Annotated in this window: 15 protein-coding genes and 4 tRNA genes; 5 read left to right on the forward strand and 14 right to left on the reverse strand. The window is 43.0% G+C overall.

Annotated features, from left to right (window positions below; translation table 11 throughout):
* Positions 1-57 precede the first annotated feature (57 nt).
* A complete protein-coding gene (locus MHM98_RS05920; protein ID WP_239438349.1) occupies positions 58-231 on the forward strand; it encodes a hypothetical protein in 174 nt (57 codons plus the stop codon).
* Between the two features lie 40 nt (positions 232-271).
* The gene (locus tag MHM98_RS05925) at positions 272-1,621 is read left to right on the forward strand and encodes a hypothetical protein (RefSeq protein WP_239438350.1); all 1,350 of its coding nucleotides are present in this window, start codon (positions 272-274) and stop codon (positions 1,619-1,621) included.
* A 22-nt stretch (positions 1,622-1,643) separates the two neighbouring features.
* Here the strand turns inward: MHM98_RS05925 and MHM98_RS05930 are convergent, their stop codons facing one another.
* From MHM98_RS05930 to MHM98_RS05940, 3 genes are read right to left on the reverse strand one after another with little or no spacing between them, the layout of a single operon-like run.
* The gene (locus MHM98_RS05930; RefSeq protein WP_239438351.1) at positions 1,644-2,021 is read right to left on the reverse strand and encodes a DUF4440 domain-containing protein; all 378 of its coding nucleotides are present in this window, start codon (positions 2,019-2,021) and stop codon (positions 1,644-1,646) included.
* 40 nt (positions 2,022-2,061) lie between these two features.
* Positions 2,062-3,291, reverse strand: coding sequence for an ABC transporter permease (locus MHM98_RS05935; RefSeq protein WP_239438352.1), 1,230 nt, complete (start codon positions 3,289-3,291; stop codon positions 2,062-2,064).
* Complete coding sequence (locus MHM98_RS05940; RefSeq protein ID WP_239438353.1) at positions 3,285-3,977, reverse strand: ABC transporter ATP-binding protein; 693 nt, start codon at positions 3,975-3,977, stop codon at positions 3,285-3,287. The genes MHM98_RS05935 and MHM98_RS05940 overlap by 7 nt, the downstream gene beginning before the upstream one ends.
* 100 nt (positions 3,978-4,077) lie before the next feature.
* Here MHM98_RS05940 and MHM98_RS05945 point away from each other — a divergent pair, with 100 nt between their 5' ends.
* Complete coding sequence (locus MHM98_RS05945; RefSeq protein ID WP_239438354.1) at positions 4,078-4,674, forward strand: DUF3299 domain-containing protein; 597 nt, start codon at positions 4,078-4,080, stop codon at positions 4,672-4,674.
* A gap of 4 nt (positions 4,675-4,678) precedes the next feature.
* On the opposite strand, the gene MHM98_RS05950 is transcribed toward MHM98_RS05945, so the two are convergent.
* Positions 4,679-5,209 carry a DUF2796 domain-containing protein gene (locus MHM98_RS05950; protein WP_239438355.1) on the reverse strand — a complete coding sequence of 177 codons (531 nt, stop codon included), beginning with the start codon at positions 5,207-5,209 and terminating at the stop codon, positions 4,679-4,681.
* Positions 5,210-5,292: 83 nt separating this feature from the next.
* On the opposite strand from MHM98_RS05950, the gene MHM98_RS05955 reads away from it, so the two are divergent.
* Entirely contained in the window at positions 5,293-6,612 is a 1,320-nt protein-coding gene (locus MHM98_RS05955) for a dihydroorotase (protein WP_239438356.1), read from the forward strand.
* A gap of 70 nt (positions 6,613-6,682) precedes the next feature.
* Here the strand turns inward: MHM98_RS05955 and MHM98_RS05960 are convergent, their stop codons facing one another.
* From MHM98_RS05960 to recA, 10 genes are all read right to left on the reverse strand, one after another.
* Positions 6,683-7,816: a sodium ion-translocating decarboxylase subunit beta gene (locus tag MHM98_RS05960; protein WP_239438357.1), complete on the reverse strand. Its 1,134-nt coding sequence runs from the start codon at positions 7,814-7,816 to the stop codon at positions 6,683-6,685.
* A 10-nt stretch (positions 7,817-7,826) separates the two neighbouring features.
* On the reverse strand, positions 7,827-9,605 hold the full coding sequence (oadA, locus tag MHM98_RS05965) for a sodium-extruding oxaloacetate decarboxylase subunit alpha (protein ID WP_239438358.1): 1,779 nt from the start codon (positions 9,603-9,605) through the stop codon (positions 7,827-7,829).
* Between the two features lie 26 nt (positions 9,606-9,631).
* A complete protein-coding gene (locus MHM98_RS05970) occupies positions 9,632-9,871 on the reverse strand; it encodes an OadG family transporter subunit (RefSeq protein WP_239438359.1) in 240 nt (79 codons plus the stop codon).
* Positions 9,872-10,876: 1,005 nt separating this feature from the next.
* Positions 10,877-10,953: transfer RNA gene (locus MHM98_RS05975), tRNA-Arg, on the reverse strand.
* A gap of 22 nt (positions 10,954-10,975) precedes the next feature.
* Positions 10,976-11,052 (reverse strand) — tRNA-Arg (locus MHM98_RS05980).
* Positions 11,053-11,115: 63 nt separating this feature from the next.
* Positions 11,116-11,192 (reverse strand) — tRNA-Arg (locus MHM98_RS05985).
* A gap of 33 nt (positions 11,193-11,225) precedes the next feature.
* Positions 11,226-11,317: transfer RNA gene (locus MHM98_RS05990), tRNA-Ser, on the reverse strand.
* A gap of 240 nt (positions 11,318-11,557) precedes the next feature.
* The gene (gene csrA, locus MHM98_RS05995) at positions 11,558-11,746 is read right to left on the reverse strand and encodes a carbon storage regulator CsrA (protein WP_239438360.1); all 189 of its coding nucleotides are present in this window, start codon (positions 11,744-11,746) and stop codon (positions 11,558-11,560) included.
* A 369-nt stretch (positions 11,747-12,115) separates the two neighbouring features.
* Entirely contained in the window at positions 12,116-14,716 is a 2,601-nt protein-coding gene (alaS, locus tag MHM98_RS06000) for an alanine--tRNA ligase (RefSeq protein WP_239438361.1), read from the reverse strand.
* Positions 14,717-14,934: 218 nt separating this feature from the next.
* Entirely contained in the window at positions 14,935-15,969 is a 1,035-nt protein-coding gene (gene recA, locus MHM98_RS06005; RefSeq protein WP_239438362.1) for a recombinase RecA, read from the reverse strand.
* Positions 15,970-16,316: 347 nt separating this feature from the next.
* On the opposite strand from recA, the gene mutS reads away from it, so the two are divergent.
* Entirely contained in the window at positions 16,317-18,893 is a 2,577-nt protein-coding gene (mutS, locus tag MHM98_RS06010; protein ID WP_239438363.1) for a DNA mismatch repair protein MutS, read from the forward strand.
* Positions 18,894-18,923: the final 30 nt, after the last annotated feature.

The raw sequence follows: 18,923 nt of genomic DNA on the forward strand, positions 1-18,923 counted from the left end.
CATGTAAAGACATTTTGCTAAAGTGACGATATCAATTTGCCTAATGATAATAGATTCATGATTACAAAAATATTCTTAATCCCAATTATTCTTTGCATTTTATGGGCGCTCTATCTCAATGCTAAGGGCTGGAAGCTAAGCCAAGGGAAACAAGGGTTTAAATGGATCTTAGGTATTGGTGCTGGTATTGGTCTGTTTTACACCATTATGTTATGGCTAGTTTCCCCTTAATCCTGCACTTGTTATTACTCAATTTTACAATAGGGACATTATGAATAATTTCTCAAAGTCAGCCCTCGCTATCGCTTTATCGTCAACACTTATCGCTTGTGGCGGTGGCTCAGACAGTGGCTCTGGCGACAGTCTCAAACCACCAACGACTTATACCTTCACCTTAAACGCTAAAACCATAAATAAGTGCGGTGTCGAGCAACCTGTTGCCAATGCAGATTTTTATCTTCAAGACAGTGAATGGGCGCTGGTTAGTTCACATCAAACCGATGCTAACGGCCAAATTTCCATTACGACAACCGATAAAACCATCAATTACACCATTGCCAAAGAGCAACTAAATAATGGCAACGTAGCCAATGTCGAGTTACGCTCTTTTATCGATGTAAATAGCGCTAGCCAAGCAACAGTCGTCTTTGAAAATCCTCAACTAAGCGATGATTCGAGTTGTCAGTGTCAAACGCAAGATCTCGATCTTTCCTATTCGCTAGTAAGTTCAGTGGACAAACTCGCTAGCTCAGCAGCATTTGCCTCTGCGGCAGTAATCGATGCCAGTAATGCCCGTTTTAGCGATGTTGAAGTGTGCCGAGAAAGCGACAAAGCATGGCCAAATGAATCATTCATGGTTGTTGCAACTAATAGCCAAGACAACCTCACGGCGTTTTCTGGCTTTAGCAACAGTTTCGATGCCACACCCGGTGAAAACTGGCGCTTAAATACCAACGCAATTGCCATTGCCCTAGATGTTGATCATACAAAATTACAACAGCTAACTACGGCCCAGTTAATCGATAATAAACTGCATTTTGATTTTACAGCTAAACAAAACGACTCACAGACGATTGTGTTTGATAATCATGCGCAAAGTGACAACGCAACTTACTATGGTCAAGCAGTCAATGTGCACCAAGAGTCAGTGTCAATTGTTGGCAAAGTCATTGTCAAAAGCTTCCACACGCGATTAAGCGCTCAATACGAAGATACTGTCGCCTTAACACCTGCTTTAGAAGCGCCAGTAGTCGACACAGTTATTTTCTCAGAAGTATCCGCCGATGGCAGTTACGATTACAGTAAAGTGGACGGTTACAGCGCTATCCATTTCACCACTAAGGTGAATGCAGACCATCCGCAATCAAGCGGTAAAATACCAACCACTTGGCATGTATATGGCCCAATGGCTGGTAAATTGCCTGTTGCCGATACGCTAGAGAAATACAGTTATATCAAACGCGATATCGCCACCATTGAAACGCTACATGTTGAAATGTTTGCCAGTGACAGTGCATCAAGCTACGACAGTTTTATCAATGCATTTAGCAAAGGTAGCGCTTATCAAACAAGTGGTGTTTTGAGTAACTATCGCACACATCTATTGGAGCTTGAAAAATAAGTGATTAAGCAGTCAGAAGCGGTTAACTTACCGCTTCTGGCATTCTCGATGAATGATGCTCAATGATTTGCCAACAATTATCAATCCACTGATAAACAAAGGTATATCTCGCCTGAACCTCTCCCTGCCCTTCTAAGTTAAACTGACAAATACCAGAATTAATACCAATATCACCCACGACTCGAGTGTTGGAGCTTAACACTTTGCCTTGTGGTTTTAGTGGCAAGAAAATCTCAAAATAGTCTTCAATTTCCTCGATATTGGTGCGCATTTTATTAGATATCGTCGGTAATAAAATCGCGCTTTTGTGATAAAGCTTAGCGACTGTTTCAGGACAGCCTGTTTGCAGCGCGTTATTCCAGCGCTCAAATTCTAGCGCTACATCGGTATAGTTATTCATGGTGATTTACTCTTTGGTTACTAATTTTTGATCCAAGGGACTAACTCAGCTGCTGATGGAGCGCTTTTCGATAGATAGAAAACGCAGGGATTATTGCTGCAATTATTGCAGTAATTACAATACCAGCCGCAGTTAACAGCAGGTTATTCGACAGGATATTACTGCTAATAAACAAGCCAAACTCGCTGGCTAACCAAGGTTTAAACAAGGTTAAAGCAACCACCAGCCCAGATATACTGATAGCTAAAGCAAGTGCGGTAATTAATAACACTTCGGCGAAAATTAACGCGGTTACCTGCCACGGTCTTGCCCCTAGCACACGTAATACTGCTATTTCGCCCTGCCGCTCATTAATCGATGCTAATAACATGGTGGTTAATCCACAAAACGATGACACCACGACAAGCGCAGCAATTAGCATTAACGCACTTTCAACACCATCGGTAATTTGCCACAACTGACTCATGGCAACACCGGGGAGTATAGCCATCAGGCGATCCGCTTGATAATTATTGATTTGGCGCTGCAATTTAAACACCGCCATTTTGCTCTCAAGTCCGAGCATTACCGCGCTTAGCTCACGCGGTGGCATCGACAGTGGCTTAGGCGCTGCGAGTTTTTTAAATAATAAGGTTGGTGGTAAGTGAATAGCGGTAATCGCATCAAGGGTCACATGTACCGTTTTATCCACGGGCGTCCCCGTCGGCTGCAAAATACCTGTAACTTTCAACGGAGCGTGCTTGTGCTTACTAAAACTGGTGTTACCGATACCGTGAGCAACGATTATCTTGTCACCGATTTTATAATCTAAGCGAGCAGCGACTTCAGCGCCAAGCACTACATCAAAAATGTTATTAAATACCTTCCCCGCCACAAGCTCTAATTTTTGCTGTTCACCATAACCATAGTGTTCAAAATAAGTGTTATTGGTGCCCAATACGCGATAACCGCGATGTGAATCGCCAAGCGCTAACGGAATAGCCCACTTAACTTCTGGCTTATTCTCAAGGGCAATAAAACTCTGATATTTAATTGAGTTCGTTGGCTGCCCAAGACGGAACACAGTATATAACAATAAATTTAATGGCCCACTAGGCGCTCCAACAATTAAATCGGTACCAGAGTTCGTGCGGTTAAAACTCTCCTTTAATTGCCATTGCAAATGCTGAACACCAAACAACACCACCATACTTACGGTTAAAGACACCAGTGTTAACAAGACTGTTTTTTTGCGGCTTATCAAACTGTCTTTGGCAAGGGAAATTAGCACGATAACGTCTCCTTGGCATGGAGAGTATTAAGACTATCGAATGCAATAACGGCATCAAACTTATCGCAATAGAGGCTATCGTGACTAACAAAAAGCATCGTGGCGCCCTCTTCATCAGCGATTTCTAGCAATAGTTTAATAAAGGCTTGTGCAGCGCCTTTATCAAGTGCCGAAGTAGGCTCATCCACCAACAGTAAACGAGGTTTATTTATCAGAGCTCGCGCGATAGCAACTCGTTGCTGCTGCCCAACACTTAGCCGAGTAACCGGATGATGCAAAACGTCAGCGGGTAAATGTAACCGTGATAACATAGTCTGCACTCGTGTCGTTAAGTCAGGCGTTTTACTTGCCGCAAAATAGCAAGCAAGTTCTATATTCTTAAGTACAGAAAGATAGGGAATTAGATTAAAGGACTGAGAAACAACGCCAATATTCTGCGCTCGAAAAACATCTCGCTTGGACGATGATAATTGATTTAACAGCTGGCCCAGTACCGAAACGCTACCACTTGTCGGCATCAGAATGCCACTTATCACATTAAGCAGCGTTGATTTACCGCAACCAGAGTCCCCAGCAAGAAATAGCTTTTGCCCCTGATGCACTTGCCAGTGTTCGATGTTCAATACGCGGTTAGACTGCGGATAGCTATAGGTAACATTGTCGAATTCGATTACTGGACTGCTCATCTTAAAACACGCCTTTGCGACTAGCTAATTAGTTTATTTGCGCAACATTTTGTTATAACATTACAATTAAAGCAAGATAGCCAATCGAGAAATTCACATAATGACATTTATTACATCACGCTATTTCAATCTGATTTGTTTGTTAATAGCTGTTTTATTTTGTCTGCCAACTCAGGCGTTTAATGATAAAAAAGCCGCGAAAAATCCCACCTATGAAACGCTAGAATGGGATGCTTTAATGCCCAAAGAAGATCTCGAAGCTATTCTCAACCCTCCAAATTCCATCATGGACATTGCCGATGGCTCGACATTAGACAGATTAGATGCCATCGATTCCCTTACTCAAAATGATCCTGCGGCTAAACGTTTTTTTGAGGCGATGAATTCAAGCAAGGTTGTCGAAACACTAAAAGGAAAACGCGTGAAATTACCGGGCTTTGTGGTGCCATTAAATCATGACAAATACCATCGTGTGACAGAGTTTTTTATCGTTCCTTACTTTGGTGCCTGCCTCCATATGCCGCCACCACCGCCAAATCAAATGATTTTCGTCAAACTCGATGAGGGTATCGTCGTCGAGGATTTATACATCGCGTTTTGGTTTGAAGGCACTATGGAAATATCATCAAAAGATCACGCATTAGGTAGCTCTGCTTACACTTTAAAATTCGATCATTTCTATGAGTATATGCTGTAAAAAATTACCAATTTAGCTTTGAATTTTTTGATGAAAGCTCCTCACTTCCTTGTCCCTTATTTGTAATCCACTGAGCTGTCAGGCTGTGCAAGTGATGCGTCTGTTCAAATACGGTAAAGGAAAATGAAGTCGCCATTTCAGCGCACTTATAATGAAAACTAAACACAACATCACTGTGCTCGTGAGAATCGTGATGATGTTGGTGCTGATGTTTATGGACTTCGCCCTTCAAATAATGCTCAGAGAACTGCTCTTGGCTACTAGTAAGTTGGCAAGAATCCTTAATTTCAATAAAGCGTTCAGGCTTAGCTAATGAGTCTAGGAAAGCTAATACCCGTTGATTTTGTTTAGCAGTTTGCGCGCGATGCTCAAATTCGAAGACGTTAATTGCAGGGATTTCAAATTGAATCTGCAATTCATCGTGCTCCTGTACAATAAATACTTTGCCTTTATCGTGCACGTGTTCACCAGCAAAAGGCGTTGCTATCATCAAAATTCCAACCAGCGCGACGAATGCCTGCGATGCTATTTTCATTTTTATCTTCTCCGTCGTAGTAAAACCAATTGTTATAATATAACATTTAAAACCACAATTTCACGACTATTTTATATTCAGCAATGAAACTACTTATTAAAAACGCCGCAACCCACGCTAAGCTATTGGGCTTTCAAGAAGATCGTCAGCTAACTGTCAATCTGAGTATTCAAGACGATGTTATAGAGTTAATCTCAGCCAGCCGCCCGTGTGGAGATTTTGATCATGAAATCGATGCCACTGGATTGTTTTTAGCACCCGGTCTTGTTGACCCTCAAGTACACTTTCGCGAGCCCGGACAAGAATACAAAGAAGATATAACTTCAGGTTCCAAAGCCGCAGCGCAAGGTGGCTTTACCCAAGTTGTTTCAATGCCTAATACCTCGCCGACAGCGGATAATCCAGATGTTGTGGCCTATATGAAACAGCGTTCGCAAGAAGTGGGGATCTGCAAAGTCCACCCAACAGGTGCGTTATCAGTTGGCCTTGCAGGCAAAACGCTTACTGATTTCAAAGCCCTAAAAACGGCTGGTGCTGTGGCAATTACCGACGATGGCAAAGGGGTACAAGACGATCAATTATTTGAACGCGCCCTCATTAACGCCAAAGAGGTTGACCTACCAATTCTTGATCACAGTGAGGATGAATCCCTATCAAATGGTGGTGCAATTCATCTAGGTAAGGTTTCTGACAAATACGGCATCAAAGGAATAGATGCTAGCTCCGAAGCAGTTCATGTCGCTAGAGGCTGTCAATTAGCCGCGAAAACTCATGCCCATTACCATGCACTTCACGTATCGACTAAAGCGTCAATAGACGCCTTGCGAGAGGCCAAAGCTCAAGGATTCAAGGTTACTGCGGAGGTCTCGCCGCATCACCTGTTATTATGCGATGAAGACATTCCAGAAAAGCCAGATGGTACTCTCGATGCGAACTGGAAAATGAATCCACCACTGCGCAGTCGAGAGGACATGATGGCATGCCGACAAGCGCTAATCGACGGCGTATTCGATGCCATTGCCACCGATCACGCGCCCCATTCGCCAGACGAAAAGTCATTGCCTATTGAGCAAGCACCATTTGGGATCATTGGTTTAGAAACTGCTTTCCCGTTAATTTACACCCATTTTGTAAAGACCAAGCAAATCACGCTCACCCAATGTATCGATCTGATGAGCCAACAAGCAGGCGCCTTGTTCAATATTAAATGCGGCAGGCTGATCCAAGACAGCACAGCGGACATTGTATTACTCGATCTCGATAATTCGTTTGAAGTTAGCGCTGACTTTTTCGCGTCTAAATCCCGCAACTCACCATTTATCGGTAATAAACTTTACGGTCGCCCCGTACTCACCATCAATAATGGCAAGATCGTATTCGATGCTTTGACCAATCAAACATAAATGCTGACTATAAATTCAAGGCATAAAAAAAGCACTTCAATTGAAGTGCTTTTCATTTGGCCGTAAACGACTAGCCACCAACAATCGCCAGTAAAATACCCGCAGCCACTGCCGAACCTAATACACCTGCCACATTTGGGCCCATTGCGTGCATCAACAAGAAGTTATGCGGGTTAGCCTCTAAGCCAACTTTATTGGCAACACGTGCCGCCATAGGTACCGCCGAAACACCAGCCGCACCAACGAGTGGATTAATTGGCGTTTTCGAGAATTTACCCAATACCTTCGCCATCATTACACCAGACGCAGTACCGATACTAAAGGCCACAGCACCAAGGACTAAAATACCTAGCGTTTCAATCGTTAGGAATTTGTCAGCCGATAACTTAGAACCAACAGCTAAGCCTAAGAAGATAGTAACAATATTAATCAACTCGTTTTGCGCCGTATTACTTAAACGCTCAACCACGCCAGCTTCTTTCATCAAGTTACCCAAACAGAACATACCAACTAGCGGGGTTGCTGCAGGCAAGAACAAGATTGTCATAAACAGCACAGCTAATGGGAACAATACTTTCTCTTTCTTAGAAACAGGACGCAATTGCTCCATTACGATTTCACGTTCTTTTTGCGATGTTAGCGCTTTCATAATTGGCGGCTGGATAATTGGCACCAGTGCCATGTAAGAATACGCAGCTACCGCTATCGCACCGAGTAAGTCAGGTGATAAACGCGACGCTAAGAAAATCGCCGTTGGGCCATCGGCACCACCGATGATCGCAATAGCAGAAGCATCAGCTAGCGTAAATTCAAAGCCAGGAATGAAGTTAAGCGTAATTGCCCCAAACAAGGTAGCAAAGATACCGAACTGCGCCGCGGCCCCTAAAAACAGCATTTTAGGGTTAGCAATAAGCGCCCCAAAGTCTGTCATCGCACCAACCCCCATAAAGATCAGCAATGGGAATACACCAGTTTCAATGCCGACGTGATACACGTACCACAGCAATCCACCTTCATCGTTAAAACCCGCCGCTGGAATATTGGCCAAAATGGCACCAAAACCAATCGGTAGTAATAACAGCGGCTCATAGCCACGCGCTATCGCCAAATACAATAACAAGGCGCCAACCGCCATCATTACGATTTGACCGGGAACGAAATTGGCAAGGCCAGTATCGTTCCACAATGTCATTAAACCTTCCATTACAACCTCTCTACAGCGTTAACAGCGTTTGACCAACAGTCACACTGTCACCTTCTTTAACGCTAACTTGCCCAACAACACCAGCGTTAACGGCACGAACCTCAGTTTCCATTTTCATGGCTTCCAAGATCATCACCACTTCACCAGCAGCAACTTGTTGACCTGGTGAAACAAGGATCTTAAAGATATTACCAGCTAATGGCGCAGCCAACGGCTCGCCACCTGCTACCGGTGCTGGTGCGGCAGCAACAGGGGCTGCTGCAACTTGGATATCACTAATTTCACCGCCCGGACCAACTTCTACCTGATAAGCTTGACCGTTAACACGCACGCTATATGACTCTACGCCGCCACTTTGTGCTGGCGCAGCTGCTGCAGGCGCAGGCTCTGGGGCAACTTCGTTATCAGGATGCGGCTCAAATGCATCTGGATTATTGCGATTTTCTAAGAATTTCAAACCAATTTGTGGGAATAACGCGTAAGTTAAAACGTCATCTTCGACATTTTCACTTAATTCGATGCCCTTCTCTTTAGCTAACGCTTGAAGTTCGCTCGATAGTGCATCAAATTCATCGTCGATTAAATCAGCTGGACGACAGGTAATTTCTTCTGCGCCATCTAATACACGCGCTTGTAACTCAGCGTTCTTAGGTGCTGCAGTCGCGCCGTATTCACCTTTAAGCACGCCAGCTGTTTCTTTCGAAATGCTCTTATAACGCTCGCCAGTTAATACGTTCAATACCGCTTGTGTACCAACAATTTGCGACGTTGGAGTAACCAATGGAATGTAACCAAGATCTTCACGAACTTTAGGAATTTCTAACAATACTTCGTCCATGCGGTCACCTGCGCCCTGCTCTTTAAGCTGGTTTTCCATGTTAGTTAGCATGCCGCCTGGTACTTGTGCCAATAGAATTCGTCCATCTACGCCGCGTAAACTACCTTCGAACTTGGCATATTTTTTACGCACGTCGCGGAAATACGCTGCAATCTCTTCAAGCAATTCAAGATCTAAACCTGTGTCGTATTCAGAGCCTTGCGTCATCGCCACAACAGTCTCAGTCGCCGTGTGGCCATAAGTCATACTCATTGAAGATGACGCGGTATCAAGCATATCAATGCCAGCTTCAATCGCTTTTTGATAAGTTGCAGTCGACAGACCTGTTGTCGCGTGACACTGCATCGCAATAGGTAAATCAACCGTTTGTTTTAGATTAGTGATTAACTCATGGGCATCGAATGGACGTAGTAAACCCGCCATATCTTTAATACAAATCGATTGCGCTCCCATGTCTTCAAGACGGCGCGCCATATCTAACCAGGTTTGTAAATTATGCACAGGGCTAGTGGTGTAAGAAATAGTACCTTGAGCGTGACCGCCAACTTCAACAACAGATTTTAGTGCAGTCTCAAGGTTGCGCACATCATTCATCGCATCAAAGACACGGAATACATCAACACCATTTTCGTGAGCGCGCTCTACGAATTTACGCACAACATCATCCGCATAGTGACGGTAACCTAGTAGGTTTTGACCACGAAGTAGCATTTGCTGCGGCGTGTTAGGCATCGCTTTTTTCAATTCGCGAATACGGTGCCATGGATCTTCGCCAAGATAACGAATACATGAATCGAAGGTCGCTCCGCCCCAGGATTCTAAAGACCAAAAGCCAACTTTGTCGAGCTTCTCAGCAATTGGCAACATATCTTCCAGACGAAAACGAGTTGCTAATAATGATTGATGCGCGTCGCGTAGTACAACGTCGGTTAAAGCAAGAGGTTTAGACATAACAATTCCTATTTCTAGCAGAGTGACTATTTATTTGATTGACGATACTGATGAACGGCACCACTGATGGCGGCAACTATGTTGTTATCAATACCTTGTTGCGCAGGCGCTACTGGCTTAGGTGCAGTTGGTTGCTCAACCTCACCACCGGCAAATCGCTCTAGCAATTTAATTGCGACAACCAAGATACTTAAAAACGTAAATACACATACCATACCGAGCAGCATGATATTGGCAGCAGTAGAAAGTGCTTGTGTAATATCCATAGCAGATTTTCACCTCAAATAATTAAACAGTCATTTGAATTTTTACCAACAAAACTAACTAAACAATCAACTTAGTCGCATGAAAATTCAATTTAATGACTAACAGCATTCGAAATTAACATTTTTATTACGAATGCAAAACTTTGACGACACATTTATACCTGTGCTTAAAAACAGATGCAATAGCAATTGGTATGACAACTTTACCACAGACAAATAACCGACATTAACCAATAAAATCAACAACTTAATACGATCCACAGCAAATTAACTGTGTTTCCGTCAATGAGATTGAAGCCACTCACAAAGTTGACGTTTAGGTAAACTTAAACGAAAGTCCGCTTCTCTGCACTCATCCTTTAGTAATAGACAAATCAAAGGATAAATCTATAGATTCAAATAGATATGTTAAATTGGAAAACAAACTTGTCACATAAATGACATATTTATTCAAACAAAAATAAGCAACAAATTACTTTACCTATACGTAAAGTTAGAAAATTTCGGTTTTATAGAAATAATTCAAAATAGATAGATAAATTTGCTATTTAGGCAAAAAAATCACGATGAAATGCGATAGATCATCAATCGGCCCTCGTATTTATCATTGTGTGGTGAGTAGGTATGACCAATTTTTGAAGTAGTTGTAAGGCTTATTGCTCTTTAGTGAAGGTTATTTATTGAGAATTGTTGGGTCTTTCTGCAAGGCTGAGCCCTACACCACTTACAGGATTTGGATGCAAATGGACGTTTTGAAGCGGTACAAGAACGCATTCCGACCATTGGCTAGCGATTGGAATTTAAAGAGCCGTTGAGCCTGAAGGAATATAGCAACTGACGCGAACAAAACGCAGTAGCCTTATTGTTAGTCTAAAAACAGAATCATTTACCAAAACCGGTAAACATCTAAGGCAAAAACTAACGCCAATACATATAAAGTAAAACTTATACTAAAGACAAAGAGGAAATTTATTATTTGAGAAGATTTAAGAATTTAAAAAGAAATGGCGCGCATGGAAGGAGTCGAACCTCCGACCGCCTGGTTCGTAGCCAGGTACTCTATCCAGCTGAGCTACATGCGCGCATCAGAAACGAAAGTAAGAATGGCGCGCATGGAAGGAGTCGAACCTCCGACCGCCTGGTTCGTAGCCAGGTACTCTATCCAGCTGAGCTACATGCGCGCATCTTATTTCTAACAACGACTGGTCTATCGCCCCATTTATCAAAAACAATAAGAGATAAAGTGGCGCGCATGGAAGGAGTCGAACCTCCGACCGCCTGGTTCGTAGCCAGGTACTCTATCCAGCTGAGCTACATGCGCATTATACTTTAACTATTTATTACAAGTAATAAATGGCGGAGAGGGAGGGATTCGAACCCTCGACGGGATATAAAGCCCGTACTCCCTTAGCAGGGGAGCGCCTTCGGCCTCTCGGCCACCTCTCCGGTATGCGGCGTATAATACTGGCTCGATAAAATAAGTCAAACAGTTTTTATGGGAAAACTCGACGAGTGCATCGTTTTTAAGCAAATGGCGTAAATATGAATCACATCGGTGGATTAGGAGATTAAATTAGCGTCAAAGACAATAAATTTAATTAAAGAGTTAGAAGATGATGATGGCTGTATAACGGGAAGTAAGGCAAAAAAAATGGAAGCATAAATGCTTCCATTATTCATCGATGATTACATCATGCCATCATCAGACGATTTTTCTTGCTGAATGCGCTGATAAATTTCTTCGCGGTGAACAGCAACTTCTTTTGGTGCGTTAACACCGATGCGAACTTGATTACCTTTAACACCTAAAACGGTAACAGTAACTTCATCACCAACCATTAATGTTTCACCAACACGGCGAGTTAAAATTAACATAGATTACTCCTGTAATATGATTCCGATTGACCCCGGATTAAAATCTCGCGACAAAAATCTAATCGCTTAATTCAATTATATAACTAGATCGAAACTTCATGCGGACTTTTTTTTGAAAAAAGACAAAATTAGCACAATATTGATTTAATTTTAAACACTTCATCACAAAATCCCCTGCTCTTGTCTCCATAGATAACAAGATCAATAGCTTGAATAAAAACTCTTCTCATTAAATACGAGATAAATTCAGAGCAAGGTGCCACATATGCGACATTGTAATAGACCGTCTATTCGCTTTTTTGTTTCCATTGTGCAATAAAAAAGCCTCGAATTATTCGAGGCCTTTAAAATCAGTAGGCTAATAAAGCGTTATAGGCGCTCAGTTAGCCAAGCGTTTACGCTCTCTAGTGCAGCTGGAAGCGCTGCGGCATCACTACCACCGGCCATTGCCATGTCAGGACGACCACCGCCCTTACCGCCAACTTGCTGTGCAACCATATTTACAAGTTCACCAGCTTTCACCTGACCAGTAAGGTCTTTAGTTACACCAGCAACCAAGCTAACTTTTGCGCCATCGGCTACACCAACAACAACAATACCACTGCCAAGTTTGTTTTTAAGCTCATCAACCGAACCGCGAAGTGTTTTGCTATCAACCCCATCTAGCTGCGCGACCAATACTTTAATACCGCCAATTTCAACGACGTTATCTAGTAAGTTTGCACCTTGTTGACTCGCCAATTGTGCCTTCAATTCGTTAACCAACTTATCTAGCTGCTTGTTTTTGTCTACTAACGCCTGTGCTTTATCAAGCATATTTGCACTATCAGCTTTTAATACACTAGCAGCTGCTGCAAGCTTGGCTTCTTGCTCTTGAATTGCATTGATAGCATGTTGGCCTGTAACCGCTTCAATACGGCGTACACCAGCAGCAATACCAGCTTCTGAAGTGATTTTAAATAAACCAATTTCACCAGTATTCTTAACGTGAGTACCACCACATAGCTCGACAGATAACTCGCCCATGCTAACAACACGTACGTCGTTATCATATTTCTCGCCAAATAGCGCCATAGCACCGGCTTCTTTGGCTGCATCGAGCCCCATCTCTTTAGTCACTACAGGCACGTTTAAGCGAATATGATCGTTAACCATGCGCTCAACTTCGGCTAATTGGTCACTAGTCACCCCCTCAAAGTGAGAGAAATCGAAACGCATTTTGTCAGCTTCAACTAAAGAGCCTTTTTGCGTTACGTGATCACCTAATTCACGACGTAATACGGCGTGAAGAATATGGGTAACAGAGTGGTTCAATGCGATATCGTTACGACGTTGAACATCAATCTCAGCTTTGGCATTACCGCCCTTAGTAATAGTGCCTGACACTACTACGCCGCGATGACCAAATACTTTACCGATTTTAACCGTGTCTTCTACTTGGAACACACCGCTGTCAGTCGTAATGGTACCGGTATCACCAACTTGACCACCTGACTCAGCATAGAAAGCTGACTCATCTAATACGACAACCGCTTGTTGGTCAGCGCTTAAGCTATCAACTTCATCGCCATCCAAGATTAAGGTCGTTACAACTGAGCTATTTTCAGTTTCCGTGTAACCTAAGAAGTTGGTTTCACCGTCGAGCTTTACTTGATCGTTGTAATCAACGCTAAAGTTGCTAGCACTTTGTGCAAGTTCACGTTGCGCAGCCATTGCTTTTTCAAAGCCGGCTTGATCGATCTCTAAATTGCGCTCACGTGCAATATCCGCTGTTAAATCTGCTGGGAAACCGTAAGTGTCGTAAAGCTTAAACACCAACTCACCGTCAATAACATTGCCAGTTTGATCTTTTAACGCTTCGTTTAAGATCATTAAACCGCGGTCAAGTGTGCGAGCAAACTGCTCTTCTTCCGCTTTTAATAGTTTAACGATAATCGCTTTGTTCTTCTCAAGCTCTGGATAGGCATCGCCCATTTGTACGATTAACTCATCAAGTAATTTGTAGAAGAATAAACCGTCGGCACCTAGACTATTACCGTGACGTACAGCACGGCGAATAATACGGCGCAGTACATAGCCACGTCCTTCGTTAGATGGCATCACACCATCGCTGATCAAGAAGGCACAAGAACGAATGTGATCGGCAATAACGCGTAGTGATTTATTTTCTAAATCTGAAGTGCCAATAATCTTAGCGGCTGCATTGATTAAGCCTTGGAAGATGTCGATTTCATAGTTTGAATGAACACCTTGCATGATTGCCGCAATACGCTCAAGACCCATACCAGTATCAACAGACGGTTTTGGCAAGTCTTCCATGGTTCCGTCCGCTAGGCGGTTAAACTGCATGAAAACTAAGTTCCAGATTTCAATGTAGCGATCGCCATCTTCTTCTGGCGTACCAGGAGGACCACCAGCAACTTCTTCGCCGTGATCAAAGAAAATCTCTGTACAAGGACCACAAGGACCAGTGTCCCCCATTGACCAGAAGTTATCTTTGGCACCAATGCGAGATAAACGCGCAGGATCAACACCAATCTCGTTAATCCAAATAGCTTCTGCTTCGCTGTCCTCTTCAAATACAGTAACCCAAAGTTTTTCTTTAGGTAGTTTCAATTCATTAGTTAAGAAATCCCACGCAAAAGCAATGGCTTCTTTCTTGAAGTAATCACCAAAGCTAAAGTTACCTAGCATTTCAAAGAATGTGTGGTGACGAGCCGTGTAACCAACGTTTTCTAAATCGTTGTGTTTACCACCGGCACGAACACAGCGCTGCGATGAGGTCGCGCGGTTGTAATCGCGTTTGTCACTACCGATAAATACGTCTTTAAACGGCACCATACCCGCGTTAGTGAATAATAACGTGGCATCGTTACCTGGAATTAATGAGCTGCTATCAACAACCTGATGCTGCTGCTTTTGATAATAAGTTAAGAACGCCTTTCTAATTTCTGCGGTTGTCATATGCATCGCGATTTTCCTGAACTGCTTCACTAATAATAAAAATAACGCACATTATAAGGTCACTAGCCCCAATTGAGCTAGCGCAAAGGTGCAAATTTTAAAAATAGCCATAAAAAATGCGGCAAGTTTATCTTTTTATTGATGGGAGAAATGCTTGAGGAGTTGCAAGACGTAAAAAAAGAGCAGCCAACTGGCTGCTCTTTCATATATTCAAGAGTAAAAATTTACTCTTCTGGTTGCTCTAACGGCTCTTCATCAGGCTGATCCGTTGGCTTAATTAATAGCGCATCACGAAGTAAGTTTTCTAATTCATTACATACTTCAGGGTTTTCTTTTAAGAAGTTGATGCTGTTTGCTTTACCTTGGCCTATCTTGCTACCTTTATAGCTATACCAAGCACCGGCTTTTTCAACTAGCTTCTCTTTCACGCCCCAGTCAATTAACTCACCGTATTTAGAAGTACCTTCACCGTAAAGGATTTGGAACTCAGCTTGTTTAAATGGAGGAGAAACTTTGTTCTTAACAACTTTAACGCGAGTTTCATTACCAACGATTTCATCACCATTTTTAACAGCGCCTGTACGACGAATATCTAAACGAACTGATGAGTAGAATTTAAGTGCGTTACCACCAGTAGTAGTTTCTGGGTTACCGAACATCACACCAATCTTCATACGAATTTGGTTAATGAAAATACATAATGTGTTCGAGCGTTTGATGTTGGCAGTTAACTTACGTAATGCTTGCGACATTAGACGAGCTTGTAGACCCATGTGTGAATCACCCATGTCGCCTTCAATTTCAGCTTTTGGTGTTAACGCAGCAACCGAATCGACAATAATGACATCAACAGCACCAGAGCGCGTTAGCATATCTACGATTTCAAGCGCTTGCTCACCAGTATCTGGTTGAGAAACTAATAGTGAATCAATATCAACGCCAAGCTTAGTCGCATATACAGGATCTAATGCGTGCTCAGCATCAACGAACGCACATACTTTGCCTTTAGCCTGCGCTTCAGCGATAACTTGAAGTGTTAGCGTTGTTTTACCCGAAGACTCAGGACCGTAAATTTCAACGATACGACCCATTGGTAGACCACCTATGCCAAGAGCGATATCAAGACCAAGTGAACCAGTTGACACTGATTCGATATCTAATGCTCTCGCTTCACCCAAGCGCATAATAGAACCTTTACCGAATTGTTTTTCGATTTGACCCAAGGCGGCTTCAAGTGCTTTTGTTTTGTTAGCGTCCATCAATTGCTCCGTAATAAATTCTGTAACTTTAGTTAATGCAAATTAGTATACTGTACAGTCATACAGTATCAAGTTTTTTTTTATTAAATTTTAAAATACTCCGAACAAATAACATAAAGCATTGTTTTTATGAACTTTAACTTTAAACAGAAAAATATCACTCAGTACTTAAAAGAAAACTACTGTATAACTTCATCCAGTAGTTTTTCATTTTACTGGTTACATCAAACTATCATCTTATTTTCCATGCCTTCGCACACTCAAATTCCGTGATAGCTCTTTCTGTTTGGGGCGCTTTCGCGTATCCTTAGCCGATAATTTTTTACAGTAAAATAGTCCCATTTTTTATGAGCACGCCTATCCTAACGCCTGAAACAATGTCTTCTCATACTCCGATGATGCAGCAGTATCTCACCATCAAAAATGAGCACCCTAATACGCTGGTTTTTTATCGTATGGGAGATTTCTATGAATTGTTTTTCGACGATGCAAAAAAAGCAGCAGAGCTATTAGGTATTACCTTAACGGCGCGCGGGAAAACGGGCGGCAATGCGATTCCGATGGCGGGGATCCCCTATCACTCCGCTGATAACTATTTATTGAAGCTAGTCAATTTAGGTGAAAGCGTTGCGATTTGTGAGCAAACTGGCGATCCAGCAACGAGTAAAGGCCCGGTGGAGCGCGAAGTTGTGCGCATTGTGACACCTGGAACTATTACCGATGAAGCGCTACTTGGCGATCGCAAAGACAATATCATTGCTTGTATCTATGAGCAGAAATCAGTCTTTGGTTTTGCCACCTTAGATGTGGCAAGTGGTGAATTTAACATTAGTGAGTTAACGACTACCGAGCAGTTTGAGTCGGAATTACACCGCACTAACCCAGCAGAAATATTACATATTGAGCAATGGGAAAACGTCGAATTACTCGGTCAGCGCAGTGGACTTCGCGCCTGTCCTGCATGGGATTTTGATTTAGATACCGCCAACGAATTGCTCAACCGACAATTTAAAACTGATAGCCTCGATGGCTTTGGTGTCGCAGATGCCAAAGTTGCATTAATTGCCGCTGGTTGTTTAATGCAATACGTTAACGACACACAGCGAGTTGCACTGCCACAGATCAGGCAGATAAAACTTACCAATCAAAATGCGTGCATCATTTTAGACGCGGCAACGCGCCGCAACTTAGAGCTTACCCAAAATATCAGTGGCGGTTTCGACAATACTTTAATGTCGGTGCTAGATAGAACAGCAACTGCGATGGGTTCGCGTCTATTGCAGCGCTGGATCCACCAACCATCGCGCGATCAATACCTGATCAGTCAACGCCATAGCGCGATTGCTTCATTAATTGAACAACAAAACATCGAACCGATCCGCGATGTTTTAAAGCACGTTGGTGACATCGAGCGTGTTTTAGGGCGTATGGCACTGCGCTCTGCACGACCGCGCGATTTTGCCAAGTTACGCCAAGCACTATCATGCTTGCCCGCTATTCAAAAACTGCTGACGGAAAACAGCGATTGTAATCGCTTAAACAAGCTATCAAGCGACATCAAAGAATACCCAGAATTATTTGACTTACTAAGCCGCGCCGTCGTCGATAATCCACCAACGCTAATCCGCGATGGCGGTGTGATTGCTCCAGGCTATCATGAAGAGCTGGATGAATGGCGCGCGCTAAGTAAAGGCGCTACTGATTATGTTGAAGAATTAGAAGAGCGGGAGCGTGAAGCAACGGGCTTGTCATCACTAAAAGTTGGCTACAATAAAGTCCACGGTTACTACATCGAAATTAGTAAATCGCAGGCACAACAGGCGCCTGTGCACTATGTTCGCCGTCAAACGCTTAAAAATAACGAACGCTTTATTATTCCTGAGCTCAAAGAGCACGAGGACAAAGTACTTAACAGCCAAGGTAAAGCGTTAGCATTAGAGAAACTACTGTACGAGCAACTATTTGATCAACTAATGCCACTGCTAGCCGCCTTACAAAACACCTCAAGTGCGCTCTCACAACTAGACGTACTTAACAACTTCGCTCAACGCGCGCTAGATCTGAATTATAATCGCCCAAGTTTTCATGATGGCATAGGCATTTCATTAACCGAAGCTCGTCATCCAGTTGTCGAGCAAGTCATGGACACCCCATTTATCGCCAATCCAGTGAAACTAGATCCAGAGCGCCAAATGCTAGTGATCACAGGTCCAAACATGGGCGGTAAGTCTACTTATATGCGCCAGACTGCACTGATTTGTTTAATGGCTCATATCGGCTCTTATGTACCAGCCGACACTGCCTTTATTGGCAACATCGATCGTATCTTCACGCGTATTGGCGCATCAGACGATTTAGCCAGTGGCCGCTCGACCTTTATGGTAGAAATGACGGAAACGGCTAATATTCTTCACAATGCGACAGAATACAGCTTGGTATTAATGGATGAAATTGGTCGTGGTACCAGCACCTTCGATGGCTTGTCCCTAGCTTGGGCATCGGCTCATTACCTTGCGACCAAATCAAAATCACTAACGCTGTTCGCCACACATTATTTCGAACTGACGCAATTATCTGAGCACCTATCACAAGTAGCTAATGTTCATTTAGACGCGATTGAACATGAAGAATCCATCGCTTTTTTACATCACGTCGCCGATGGCGCGGCTAACAAGAGTTATGGCATTCAAGTAGCTCAACTGGCAGGGATCCCAAAAGTTGTTACGCAAATAGCCAAAGCAAAACTTACTGAACTTGAGCTAAGCGGCCAACAAACCAGTGACGTTTCAATGGCGATGCCAACGATAGTCGAAGACAATAAAAATGAACAATTGATCAATGACATTAAGGCGATTAATCCAGACGAGCTATCACCAAAAGAAGCACTTAATCTGCTTTATTCACTCAAAGCGCAGGTGAAATAATCCAGCCTGAAAATAGGCAACAAAAAAGCC

The sequence above is a fragment of the Psychrobium sp. MM17-31 genome, assembly GCF_022347785.1.
Classification (GTDB): domain Bacteria; phylum Pseudomonadota; class Gammaproteobacteria; order Enterobacterales; family Psychrobiaceae; genus Psychrobium.